At 68.0% G+C, this 12,330-nt stretch carries 10 protein-coding genes; 5 read left to right on the plus strand and 5 right to left on the minus strand.

What is annotated here, in order from left to right:
• The first annotated feature begins 80 nt into the window (after positions 1-80).
• Positions 81-1,745 carry an energy-dependent translational throttle protein EttA gene (gene ettA / locus FM069_RS02670; protein ID WP_143486738.1) on the plus strand — a complete coding sequence of 555 codons (1,665 nt, stop codon included), beginning with the start codon at positions 81-83 and terminating at the stop codon, positions 1,743-1,745.
• A 220-nt stretch (positions 1,746-1,965) separates the two neighbouring features.
• Here the strand turns inward: ettA and FM069_RS02675 are convergent, their stop codons facing one another.
• The 3 genes from FM069_RS02675 to FM069_RS02685 all read right to left on the minus strand — a co-directional run bounded on the left by FM069_RS02675 (position 1,966) and on the right by FM069_RS02685 (position 6,063).
• The gene (locus tag FM069_RS02675; protein ID WP_143486739.1) at positions 1,966-2,517 is read right to left on the minus strand and encodes a gluconokinase; all 552 of its coding nucleotides are present in this window, start codon (positions 2,515-2,517) and stop codon (positions 1,966-1,968) included.
• Between the two features lie 180 nt (positions 2,518-2,697).
• Complete coding sequence (locus FM069_RS02680) at positions 2,698-3,918, minus strand: RtcB family protein (RefSeq protein ID WP_143486740.1); 1,221 nt, start codon at positions 3,916-3,918, stop codon at positions 2,698-2,700.
• A 279-nt stretch (positions 3,919-4,197) separates the two neighbouring features.
• Positions 4,198-6,063 carry an Lnb N-terminal periplasmic domain-containing protein gene (locus FM069_RS02685; protein WP_407681554.1) on the minus strand — a complete coding sequence of 622 codons (1,866 nt, stop codon included), beginning with the start codon at positions 6,061-6,063 and terminating at the stop codon, positions 4,198-4,200.
• A 148-nt stretch (positions 6,064-6,211) separates the two neighbouring features.
• On the opposite strand from FM069_RS02685, the gene FM069_RS02690 reads away from it, so the two are divergent.
• From FM069_RS02690 to FM069_RS02705, 4 genes are all read left to right on the plus strand, one after another.
• Complete coding sequence (locus tag FM069_RS02690) at positions 6,212-8,785, plus strand: Lon protease family protein (RefSeq protein ID WP_143486741.1); 2,574 nt, start codon at positions 6,212-6,214, stop codon at positions 8,783-8,785.
• A gap of 185 nt (positions 8,786-8,970) precedes the next feature.
• Positions 8,971-9,312: a PA4575 family protein gene (locus FM069_RS02695; protein WP_143486742.1), complete on the plus strand. Its 342-nt coding sequence runs from the start codon at positions 8,971-8,973 to the stop codon at positions 9,310-9,312.
• A 205-nt stretch (positions 9,313-9,517) separates the two neighbouring features.
• Positions 9,518-10,006: a TIGR00645 family protein gene (locus FM069_RS02700; protein WP_143486743.1), complete on the plus strand. Its 489-nt coding sequence runs from the start codon at positions 9,518-9,520 to the stop codon at positions 10,004-10,006.
• Between the two features lie 63 nt (positions 10,007-10,069).
• On the plus strand, positions 10,070-10,687 hold the full coding sequence (locus tag FM069_RS02705; protein WP_143486744.1) for an FKBP-type peptidyl-prolyl cis-trans isomerase: 618 nt from the start codon (positions 10,070-10,072) through the stop codon (positions 10,685-10,687).
• A gap of 95 nt (positions 10,688-10,782) precedes the next feature.
• Here the strand turns inward: FM069_RS02705 and FM069_RS02710 are convergent, their stop codons facing one another.
• Positions 10,783-11,025, minus strand: coding sequence for a PA4570 family protein (locus FM069_RS02710; protein ID WP_143486745.1), 243 nt, complete (start codon positions 11,023-11,025; stop codon positions 10,783-10,785).
• 141 nt (positions 11,026-11,166) lie between these two features.
• A complete protein-coding gene (locus FM069_RS02715) occupies positions 11,167-12,135 on the minus strand; it encodes a polyprenyl synthetase family protein (RefSeq protein WP_143486746.1) in 969 nt (322 codons plus the stop codon).
• Between the last annotated feature and the right edge of the window lie 195 nt (positions 12,136-12,330).

A 12,330-nucleotide genomic window follows, 5' to 3' on the forward strand; every position in this document is an offset into this window, starting at 1 on the left:
CGCCCGTGGCGAGGCGCCTCCCGGATGCCAGCCGCCGCGGCCGCCCCTTCTGTCCGAAGACAAGGTAAAACAAGGTCATCATGGCTCAGTACGTCTACACCATGCATCGGGTCAGCAAAGTCGTGCCCCCGAAGCGTGAAATCCTCAAGGACATCTCCCTGTCGTTCTTCCCCGGCGCCAAGATCGGCGTGCTCGGCCTGAACGGTGCGGGCAAATCCACCCTGCTGCGGATCATGGCCGGGGTGGACACCGAGATCGACGGCGAAGCCCGGCCGATGCCCGGCATCAACGTCGGCTACCTGCCCCAGGAACCGAAGCTCGACCCGCAGCAGAGCGTGCGCGAGGCGGTGGAGGAGGCGGTCGGCGTGATCAAGCAGGCCCAGGCTCGCCTGGACGAGGTCTATGCCGCCTACGCCGAGCCGGAGGCCGACTTCGATGCCCTGGCTGCCGAGCAGGCCAAGCTGGAAGCCATCCTCCAGGCCGCCGACGGCCACAACCTGGAGCGCCAGCTGGAAGTCGCCGCCGACGCCCTGCGTCTGCCGCCGTGGGACGCCAAGATCGAACACCTCTCCGGGGGCGAGAAGCGCCGCGTGGCGCTTTGCCGGCTGCTGCTGTCGGCACCGGACATGCTGCTGCTGGACGAACCCACCAACCACCTGGACGCCGACTCGGTGGCCTGGCTGGAGCACTTCCTCCACGACTTCCCCGGCACCGTGGTGGCCATCACCCACGACCGTTACTTCCTCGACAACGTCGCCGGCTGGATCCTCGAACTGGACCGCGGCCACGGCATCCCCTTCGAGGGCAATTACTCCGGCTGGCTGGAATCCAAGGCCGCCCGCCTGGCCCAGGAAGCCAAGCAGGAATCCTCCCACCAGAAGGCCATGAAGGCCGAGCTGGACTGGGTGCGCCAGGGCGCCAAGGGCCGCCAGGCCAAGTCCAAGGCCCGCCTGCAGCGCTTCGAGGAAATGCAGTCCCAGGAATTCCAGAAGCGCAGCGAGACCAACGAGATCTACATCCCCGCCGGCCCGCGCCTGGGGGACAAGGTCATCGAGTTCCACAACGTCAGCAAGGGCTACGGCGACCGCGTGCTGATCGACAACCTGTCGTTCAGCGTGCCCAAGGGCGCCATCGTCGGCGTGATCGGCGGCAACGGCGCCGGCAAGTCCACCCTGTTCCGCATGATCATGGGTAAGGAACAGCCGGACGCGGGCACCATCGAGGTGGGCGACACCGTGCAGCTGGCCAGCGTCGACCAGAGCCGCGACAGCCTGGACGGCGGCAAGACCGTCTGGGAACAGGTCTCCGACGGCCTCGACATGATCCGCATCGGCAACTACGAGGTGCCGTCCCGCGGCTACGTCGGGCGCTTCAACTTCAAGGGCGCCGACCAGCAGAAGTTCGTCAAGGACCTCTCCGGCGGCGAACGCGGGCGCCTGCACCTGGCCCTGACCCTGAAGCAGGGCGGCAACGTGCTGCTGCTGGACGAACCGTCCAACGACCTCGATGTAGAGACCCTGCGTGCGCTGGAAGAGGCGCTGCTGGACTTCCCCGGCGCCGCCATCGTGATTTCTCACGATCGCTGGTTCCTGGACCGCATCGCCACCCACATCCTCGCCTACGAGCACGATTCCCAGGTGGTGTTCTTCGAGGGCAACTACACCGAGTACGAGGCGGATCGCAAGAAACGCCTGGGCGATGCCGCCGCCCAGCCGCACCGGGTGCGCTACAAGAAGCTGGCCTAACCGCCGGCGCGCGGAACGGGGCCTTCGGGCCCCGTTTTCGTTTCAGGGGGCGGCGAGCGATGGGCGAGTCCGCGGCAGTGTCTCACCACCCCGCCCGATCCTCCTACGGGCGCACAGGGATGGCGCCATTTAAGAGGTCGTTCCGTTCGCTGTGCGAAGGCTGGGGAGGGGCCAGCCATCCGGCTCCGCCTGGCGGCACGGTGGTTCGGCGTATCGCCGATCAGGACTTGCCTGGGAGTGGCGGGGCGGGCAGGGCCTCGATGCGCTTCGCCAAGTCGTCCACGATGCGCGCCAGGGGCTGTTGGATGTCGACCCGCCAGGCGTCTTCCGCGGTGGGCGGCTCCAGGGTCGCCAGCTGGCTTTCCAGCAGCCGCGGGTCGAAGAAGTGCCCGCTGCGCCGGGTCAGGCGGTCCGCCAGGACTTCGGGCGGACCGTCGAGGAATACCGTCAGCAGGGACGGATCGTCGCCGCTCAGTGCCTGGCGGTAGGCGCGCTTGAGGGCCGAGCAGGCGAAGACGTGGCGACCGCCCCCTGCCTGGCGCGTCTCGATGGCGGCGCGCATGGCCTGCAGCCAGGGCCTGCGGTCGTCATCGGTGAGGGCGACGCCGCTGGCCATCTTGGCCTTGTTGGCCGCGCTGTGGAATTCGTCGGCATCGGAGAAGCCCCAGCCCAAACGGGCCGCCAGCCGGGCGCCGACGCTGGTCTTGCCGCTGCCGGACACCCCCATCACCAGCACGATCCAGCCGGGGCGCAGGGTTTCGGACGAGCTCATGGCATTCCTCCTGGGACGGTCTCCGGCCGATAGTGGCGACCCTTGGATGCCCGGGTCAACCGGCGTGGCCTGGCGGACGGAGCGTGGGCCGCGCGGCTTGATCAACGCGGCGCGGCCGACTCCCTGGCGTTACCTGGGGGCGGTTGCGCTTTAAAGGACTGGCCGGATGCGCTGGCAGGCTCAGCCTTTCACGCAGACCACCTGGCGCAGCGTATGCACCACTTCCACCAGGTCGCGCTGGGCGGCCATCACCCGGTCGATGTCCTTGTAGGCCATGGGGATCTCATCGATCACCGCGGCATCCTTGCGGCATTCCACGTGGGCGGTGGCGCGGATCTGGTCCTCGACGCTGAACTGCCTCTTCGCCTGGGTGCGGCTCATGGTGCGCCCGGCGCCGTGGCTGCAGGAACAGAACGCGTCGGGGTTGCCGAGGCCGCGGACGATGAAGCTCCGGGTCCCCATGGAGCCGGGGATGATGCCCAGTTCGCCTTTCTGCGCGGAGACCGCGCCCTTGCGGGTCACCAGCACCTCGCGGCCGAAGTGGCGCTCCTTCTGCACGTAGTTGTGGTGGCAGTTGACCGCTTCCAGGTTCGCTTCGAAGGGCTTGGCGATCACCCGGCGCGCCGCGTCGAGGGTCGCCTGCATCATCAGGGCGCGGTTCTGCCGGGCGAAGTCCTGGGCCCAGCCCACGGCCTCCACATAGTCGTCGAAGTGCCGGCTGCCTTCCTCGAAATAGGCCAGGTCGCGGTCCGGCAGGTTGGCCAGGTGCTGGCGCATGTCCGCCTGGGCCAGCTCGATGAACAGGTTGCCGATGGCGTTGCCGACCCCGCGCGAGCCGCTGTGGAGCATGAACCAGATCCGGTCCGCCTCGTCCAGGCAGACCTCGACGAAGTGGTTGCCGGTGCCCAGGGTGCCCAGGTGCTGGCGATTGTTGGTCTTGGCCAGCCTCGGGTACTTGTCGGTGATGGCCTTGAAGCGGCCGCTGAGGGCCTTCCAGGCCTGGTCGGTGGCAGCGGGTACGTGGTTCCAGGCGCCCCGGTCGCGGCCGCCGAAGGTCTTGCCGTGGGGCACCGCCTGCTCGATGGCGCTGCGCAGGCTGTGCAGGTTGTCCGGCAGGTCCGCCGCGGTCAACGAGGTGCGCGCGGCGATCATCCCGCAGCCGATGTCGACGCCCACCGCCGCGGGAATCACTGCGCCGACCGTGGGGATCACGCTGCCGATGGTGGAGCCCTTGCCCAGGTGCACGTCGGGCATCACCGCCAGGTGCTTGAAAATGAACGGCATCCTCGCGGTGTTCATCAGTTGGCGCCGGGCATCCTCTTCCACCGGCACGCCGCGGGTCCAGAGCTTGATGGGCTTGCCACCCTCGACCTCCAGGACTTGGTGAGGGGTAGCGGTCATAAGGGGCTCCTCGATGAAATGACGGTGGGCGGACGGCACGGCAAGTGGCGCGACATCCGGGATAGGGCGCGTCGATCCATGCCAAGGCGCGATGACCACGGTGGCGGGGTGATATCTGCCCGGCGGGCGAGTTGGACCGGTTACCGGAGCCGTCGGCTCGCACGAGCGGGCCAACAGGCCGACGAAGACCTTGCGCCTGGCGTCGTGGCGGTCGCCGTGCCATGCACCGGACCGCCAGGCCCCAGCGCCCCCGGTGCGCCGTTTAGCGCCGGCCCCGGCTCAGTAGTGGTACCACTTCAGTTCGAGGCTGATGTCGTTCAAGGGTTCGCTGAAGTGGGTGAAGGTGCGGTTGGCCGACAGGCGCAGGCCGAGGTTGCGCGACAGCTCCCATTGCTGGTTGAGGGACAGGGTGCGCCGCGCCTCGCCGGTGTTGAAGTAGTCGCCCCGCGCCTCCAGGCCCAGGTTGCCCAGGCGGTTGCGCCATAGCACGCCCCCATTGAAGCCCGCGGCGGCGGCCACGAACGGCGTGAAGTCGCCATTGTGCTCCAGGCGCGCGGTGGCCAGGGCGAAGGCCAGGGTGTCGTTCCCCAGCAACCAACTGGCCCCGGCGCCGCCGCTGATGTGGCTGACCAGGGTTTCGTCACCGTGGCGCCCCGGCACCCGCTCCAGGCCGCCGCCCACCTGCCACGACCAGGGCTTGAGCAGCGCCGAGCGGGGGGTGAGGGAGCGGATGGTGGCCAAGTCCAGGCGCTGCAGCTGCCAGTGGTTGTCCTCGTACTGGCGCAGCTTGAGCTGGGCGATCTCGATCTGCGCGCCCAGAGGGAAGCCGCTGAGGTTGTCCTGCAGGTCGTGGTAGGCCATGCGCAGGCCGTACTCGGCGTAGGCCTCGCCGTCGCGGCTGCCGGCCCCCAATTGCCAGGTGCGCGACTCGTGGCCGTCTTCCGGCAGGTCGGGGCGCGCCACCTGCAGCGGCGGCGGCGGATTGCGGTTGATCGCCTGCAGCAGCCTGTAGCTGCGCAGGCTGCGGGCGCTGTCCCGCTCGGCGCTGCTGGAGCGGTAACGCAGCAGGCGGAACGCGGCGTCCTGGATCAGCGCCCTGCGCGGCGCCGGCAGCGCAGCGAAGGCCGGGTCGTCCAGGGCGCTGGCGTCGTCCGCCAGGCGCAGCACCCAGGCCTGCTCGCCGGGCTCCAGGGGCGCGTCGCGGGCCTGCAGCTCCTTCTCCCGGGACGGCCGGTAGTCGATGCGCTCCACCAGGCCGGCGTCGCCCACCGCGCGCACGGTGTCGGTGGGGATCGCGGTGATGGGGAAGTGGCGGGTCAGCTCGACGCCCGGGCGGGCGATCTCCAGCAGTTCCAGCAGGCGGAACGAGCAGTTCTCGTCGAAGAAGTAATAGTCGAAGCGGATCTGCTTGAGTTCCCAGACGTGCTCCACCATGCGGCCGGTTTCCTCCGGCGTCAGGTTCAGCCGGTATTCCCACAGGTCGCGGTTTTCCAGGCGGCTGTATTCGCTGAGCTTCTCACTGTAGGGCACCAGGGCGAACAGCCCCGGGTAGCCGCCCATCAGGCCTTTCCAGGCGTACAGGATGCTGTTGTCCATGCCTTCGATGAAGGCGCCGAAGTTCAGCGCGTAGCTGAGCATCGCGGTGTTGTGGCTGTCGATGTCCGCCTGGTCGATGCGCAGCAGGGTATGGCCGAACATGGACGACGGGCTGTTCAGGTAGGCGGCGGGGAACACCAGCACGGTGCTGTGGGGGGCGATGTCGGCGTACCAGCGATCGAATTCGGCGCAGGCCGGGCGCGGCAGGTCGCGCAGGTCCAGGCGTTCCCGCAGCCAGCGGGTGCGCGCCGGGTAGACGCACTGGGCGTGGCGGTCGCCGAGGCTGGCCGGCGCCTTCAGCGCCTCCAGGGTGGCTGCCAGCTCCGCCGCCGGGTCATGGTCGCCGTCCTTCGACAGGAAGAAGCGCGGGTCGTCGACGTAGCTGCGCCAGCCGCCCAGCTTGCCGGTCTCGTAATGGCCGAGGGCGATCCAGTAGGGGTCTGCGGCGAGACGGGTAAGGGCCGGGTCGGTCGCTGCGGGGGCGGCGCGCAGGCCGGCGGGCAGCAGGGTGGCGAGGCAGAGCGCGAGGTACGCCGGGGTCCGTTTCAAGGGGTTGTTCTTTTCCAGGGGCGGGCGGCGGAGCTTTGCCAAGCCCCGGTCCGCTGTCAAGCCACGCCGGCCGGCGGCCTTGCCACTGGCGCGCGGGCGGCGCCAGAATGACCCATCGCCGCGAGGCCCGCCCCATCAAGGACACCCGATGCCCAAATCCGTAGCCGCCAGCCTGCGGCTGGCGCCCGATGCGCTGACCCGTCCCTTCGCCCCCACCCAGTTCGACTTCAAGACCACCGAGGACCTGGAACCCTTCCGCGGCGTGCTCGGCCAGGAGCGCGCGGTAGAGGCCCTGCAGTTCGGCGTGGCCATGCCGCGCCCCGGCTACAACGTCTTCGTCATGGGCGAGCCCGGCACCGGGCGCTTCTCCTTCGTCCAGCGCTACCTCAAGGCCGAGGCCAAGCGCTTGGCCACGCCGTCCGACTGGGTCTACGTCAACCATTTCGACGAGCCCCGCGAACCCCGCGCCCTGGAGCTGCCGCCCGGCGAGGCGGACGGCTTCATCGACGACCTCGACGCGCTGATCGACAACCTCATGGCCACCTTCCCGGCGGTCTTCGAGGCGCCCACCTACCAGCAGAAGAAGAGCGCCATCGACCGCGCCTTCAACCAGCGCTACGACCGCGCCCTGGACGTGATCGAGCGCCTGGCCCTGGAAAAGGACGTGGCCCTCTACCGCGACAGCAGCAACATCGCCTTCACCCCCATGAAGGATGGCAAGGCCCTGGACGAGGCGGAGTTCGCCCAGCTGTCCGAGGAGGAGCGGGAGCGTTTCCACCATGACATCTCCAGCCTGGAGGAGCGCCTCAACGAGGAACTGGCGAGCCTGCCGCAGTGGAAGCGCGAGTCCAGCAACCAGATGCGCCAGCTGAACGAGGACACCATCACTCAGGCGCTGCAGCCGCTGCTGACACCGCTCTCGGCGAAATACGCGGAGAACGCCGGGGTAGTCGCCTACCTGCAGGCGATGCAGGTCTACCTGCTCAAGACCGTGGTGGAGCAGTTGGTGGAGGAGAACCGGGTCGACGCCCAGCGTCGCCAGATGCTGGAGGAGCAGTACTGCCCCAGCCTGGTGGTGGGCCATGCCGCCAATGGCGGCGCGCCAGTGGTGTTCGAGCCGCACCCCACCTACGACAACCTGTTCGGCCGCATCGAATACGGCAACGACCAGGGTGCTCTTTACACCAGCTACCGCCAGCTGCGACCGGGCGCCCTGCACCGGGCCAACGGCGGCTTCCTGGTGCTGGAGGCGGAGAAGCTGTTCAGCGAGCCGTTCGTCTGGGAGGCGCTCAAGCGCGCCCTGCAGTCGCGCCAGGTGAAGATGGAATCCCCCCTGGTGGAGCTGGGCCGCCTGGCCACGGTGAGCCTCACACCCCAGGTGATCCCCCTGCAGGTCAAGGTGGTGATCATCGGCTCGCGGCAGCTGTACTACACGCTGCAGGACCTCGATCCGGACTTCCAGGAGATGTTCCGGGTGCTGGTGGACTTCGACGAGGACATCCCCCTGGGCGAAGACAGCCTGGAGCAGTTCGCCCAGTTGATGAAAACCCGCACCTCGGAAGAGGGGATGGCGCCCCTGACCGCCGCGGCGGTGGCGCGCCTGGCCACCTACAGCGCACGCCTGGCGGAGCACCAGGGGCGCCTGTCCGCGCGCATCGGCGATCTGTTCCAGCTGGTCAGCGAGGCCGACTTCATCCGCCAGCTGGCCAGCGACCCGGTGACCGATGCCGGCCACATCGAGCGCGCCCTGCGGGCCAAGGCGACCCGCACCGGGCGGGTCTCGGCGCGGATCTTCGACGACATGCTGGCGGGGATCATCCTGATCGACACCGAGGGCGCGGCCATCGGCAAGTGCAATGGCCTGACCGTGCTGCAGGTGGGCGATTCCGCGTTCGGCGTGCCAGCGCGGATTTCTGCCACGGTCTACCCGGGCGGCAGCGGCATCGTCGACATCGAACGGGAGGTCAACCTGGGCCAGCCGATCCACTCCAAGGGGGTGATGATCCTCACGGGCTACCTGGGCAGCCGCTATGCCCAGGAATTCCCCCTGGCCATCTCCGCCAGCATCGCCCTGGAGCAGTCCTACGGCTACGTCGACGGCGACAGCGCGTCCCTGGGGGAGGTGTGCACGCTGATCTCCGCGCTGTCGCGCACCCCTCTCAAGCAGTGCTTCGCCATCACCGGCTCGATCAACCAGTTCGGCGAAGTGCAGGCGGTGGGCGGGGTCAACGAGAAGATCGAGGGCTTCTTCCGCCTCTGCGAGGCCCGCGGCCTCACCGGCGAGCAGGGGGTGATCATCCCCCACGCCAACGTCGCCACCCTGATGCTGGACGAGAAGGTACTGCAGGCGGTGCGCGGCGGGCAGTTCCATGTCTACGCGGTGCGCCACGCCGACGAGGCGCTGGCGCTGCTGGTGGGCGAGCCGGCCGGTGCGGCGGACGCCAAGGGCCGCTTCGCCAAGGGCAGCGTCAATGCCCGGGTGGTGGAGCGCCTGCGGGAGATCGCCGAGATGGGCGTCGAAGAGGAGCCGGTCAAGGCTCTGGTCGGCGATGCGATACCGGTCGTGGTGACCCCGGCGGAGACGCCGCACCAGGGGCCGCGGCCCAAGGAGCGACCGGCGAAGGAACCGCTGATCGAGCCGCCCATCCCCGAGCCACTGAAGGTCCCCGCCAAGCCACGCAAGACCCCGGTGCGGCGCAAGCCGGAAGGCCCGGTGGAGTGAGCGACCGGCGGTGTCGTCGCACGTTTTCCGAGCAGGGACCGCCGGCCTAGACGGGGCGGCGTCCCGGGGCGTCTGTCCCGGGGTCGCCCACAGGGTTATCCACAGAGGCCGGGGATAAGCCCGACGCTTTTCCCGGGCGTCCGGCGGGTGTAGGGTGGGTCCAGGCTTCCATGGGGACTGCCAGCATGTCGCGCAACCTCATCCTGACCCGTCAATGCCTCGGCCTGACCACGCGGATCGAGTGCCTCATCCGCCCGCTGGGCGGTGAAAACGGGCTGTGGACCCTGCTCTGCGCCGCCGGCATGAATGGCGCGCAGCCCTCGGCGATCAGGGCCCAGGGCCCATTCCACGGGCCTCTGGCGGCGGAATCGGTGCTCGCGGCGATCGTCGAGTGCCTGGCCGAGCTGGGCTACGCCGAAGCCTTCGACCCACCCATCTGGCGCCTGCATCTACTCGGCGAACTGCGCCGCCTCGATCACCACCGCTGCCGTCGGCTCGGCGACTGCCAACTCCACCCGGACCGCTGACGCTCACGGATCGACCGGTCGCGTCCAGCCACCGGCCGGCCTGGCGCCGGGCATTCGCTCCCCGCATCGTCCACAGAATTATCCACAGAAAGCGGGGATAACCTTTGCAACGGTTTTTGTAGCGTTTTGCTCTCGCCTTCGCTGCGATCGGGGGCACGCGCTCGGTATACTCCGCCGCCTTTCGACCGGCAAAGGGTAAGGCCCCATGGAACGTGTTCTGGAAAACCTGATGTATGCCTCGCGCTGGATCCTGGCGCCCATCTACTTCGGCCTGTCCCTGGCGCTCCTGGCGTTGTGCCTGAAGTTCTTCCAGGAGGTGATCCACGTCCTGCCTCATATCTTCGAGAAGACCGAGGCCGAACTGATCCTGGTGTTGCTGTCGCTGATCGACATGTCCCTGGTGGGCGGGCTGCTGGTGATGGTGATGTTCTCCGGGTACGAGAACTTCGTGTCCCAGCTGGACATCGACGAGAGCAAGGAAAAGCTCAGCTGGCTGGGCAAGATGGACTCCAGCTCGCTGAAGATGAAGGTGGCGGCGTCCATCGTGGCGATTTCCTCGATTCACCTGCTGCGGGTCTTCATGGATGCGGTGAACACCTCCAACGACAAGATCTTCTGGTACGTCATCCTGCACATGACCTTCGTGGTGTCCGCCTTCGCCATGGGTTACCTGGACAAGCTCACCAAGCACTGACCCCATGCCCGCCGGTGGCCTGTGCTAGGCTGGCCGGCCTTTTTTCCAGCGGAGCATTCGCCCATGTCCGAATTCGATCTTTCCACCGACGAGGCCCGTGTCAGCTATGGCATCGGCCGTCAACTGGGCGACCAGATCCGCGACAACCCGCCGCCCGGCGTGGTGCTGGACGCGGTGCTGGCCGGCCTGCGCGATGCCTTTCTCGGCCAGCCGGGTCGGGTCGGCGATGCCGAGCTGTCCGCCAGCTTCCAGGTGATCCGCGAGCGCATGCGCGTCGAGGCCCAGGCCAAGGCGGAAGCCGCCGCCGAAGCCGGCAAGGTCTACCTGCAGGAAAACGCCAAGCGCGAAGGGGTGACCCAGTTGCCCTCCGGCCTGCAATACGAAGTGCTGGTGGCCGGCGAAGGGCCGAAGCCCAGCCGCGAGGACCAGGTACGTACCCACTACCACGGGACGCTGATCGACGGCACCGTGTTCGACAGCTCCTACGCCCGTGGCGAGCCGGCGGAGTTCCCGGTGGGTGGGGTAATCGCCGGCTGGGTCGAGGCGCTGCAACTGATGAATGCCGGTAGCAAATGGCGCCTCCACGTGCCCAGCGAGCTGGCTTACGGTGCCCAGGGCGCCGGGAGCATTCCGCCCCACAGCGTGCTGGTGTTTGACGTCGAGCTGCTCGACGTACTCTGAACGCCACCCGTTCCACGCGTCATGCCAGCCGGGCGATGCCCGCCCGGCTGGTTTCGTTTTCAGACCGAGCGCTATATAGCCGTACCGGCCGGCCCTCAGTGGGTCAATCCCTGGGGCCGAAGCGCCCGGGCATAGCAGAACAGGAACAGGCTTCGCACCAGTTCCTTGAGCACCGACGGCTCGCTGGAGCTCAGTCCGGCGAGGTCGAGGTCGCCTTGGTCGCGCAGCTCGTCCAGGGCGTCCTCTTCGAGCACCGCGCAGACCTCCCCGGTTTCCCGGTGCAGGATGCGCAGGTAGGGATGCGGGCGATCCAGCCAGGCATCGATCAGATAGGTCATGGTCTCATCTCCTTGAATGCTCGACGTAGGTAATGAGAATAATTCTTATTTTCAGAATGGCAAGCGCATGCGGGCCCTTTCGTCGCGCCAATGAAAAAAGCCCGTCCAGGGACGGGCTTTCGATCACGCCGTAGGGGCGCCTCAGTGGGTGCGGGCGACGGCGAAGCGGGTGAGTTCGACCAGGGCGTCCCGGTATTCACTGGCGGGCAGGACGTCGAGGCAGCCAATCGCGCGCTCGGCGTAGTCCTGGGCCAGGCTGGCGGTGTAGTCCAGGGCGCCGGCCGCCTCCACCGCCTGGCGAATGCTTTCCAGGTCCTGGCTGCCCCCTTGCTGGATCGCCTGGCGCACCAGCGTCGCCTGGGCGGCATCGCCTTCGCGCATGGTGTAGATGAGGGGCAGGGTAGGCTTGCCTTCGGCCAGGTCGTCACCGACGTTCTTGCCCAGGGTATCGGCATCGCCCTTATAGTCGAGCAGGTCGTCCACCAGTTGGAAGGCGACGCCCAGGTGGTCGCCGAAGCGGCGCAGGGCGTCGCGTTGCTCCGGAGAAGCCTCGGCCAGGGCGGCGGCGCTATGGGTGGACGCCTCGAAGAGCATCGCCGTCTTGCCGCGGATCACCTCCATGTAGGTGTCCTCGGTGGTGCTGGCGTCGCGTATCTTCGACAGTTGCAGCACCTCGCCCTCGGCGATCACCCGAGTGGCTTCCGAGAGGATGCGCATCACCGGCATCGAACCGAGTTCCACCATCATTTCGAAGGAACGCGAATAGAGGAAGTCGCCCACCAGCACGCTGGGTGCGTTGCCCCACAAGGCATTGGCGGTAGAACGGCCCCGGCGCATGCCGGACATGTCCACCACGTCGTCGTGCAGCAGGGTGGCGGTGTGCAGGAACTCGATGGTGGCGGCCAGCAGGCAGAGGTCATCGCCCTCGCGGCCCAGGGCCTTGCCGGAGAGCAGCACCAGCAGCGGGCGAAGGCGCTTGCCCCCCGCGGAAATGATGTAGTCGCCGATTTTTTCGACCAGGGGCACGCGGGATGCGAGCTGACGGCGAATGATGCCGTCGACGGCGGTGAAGTCATCCGCCACCACGCGGTAAAAAGCCTGGGGTTGCATCAGCGACAGGTGCTCCTGAGAGGTTGCGCGGCATGCTAGGTGGCGGGTCGGGGGCTGTCAAGGCAAGCCCGGGCGAGGCTTGCGGAGCGGTCGCGCGTTGCGTACAATCGCGGCCCCTAACTTCCCTTGGGCATTTTCCTGCCTACGCAAATTGCACGCTCCCGTCCGGTTCGTGCAGCCATGCCGACCCCTTCC

The sequence above is a fragment of the Pseudomonas mangiferae genome, from assembly GCF_007109405.1.
GTDB lineage: Bacteria > Pseudomonadota > Gammaproteobacteria > Pseudomonadales > Pseudomonadaceae > Pseudomonas_T > Pseudomonas_T mangiferae.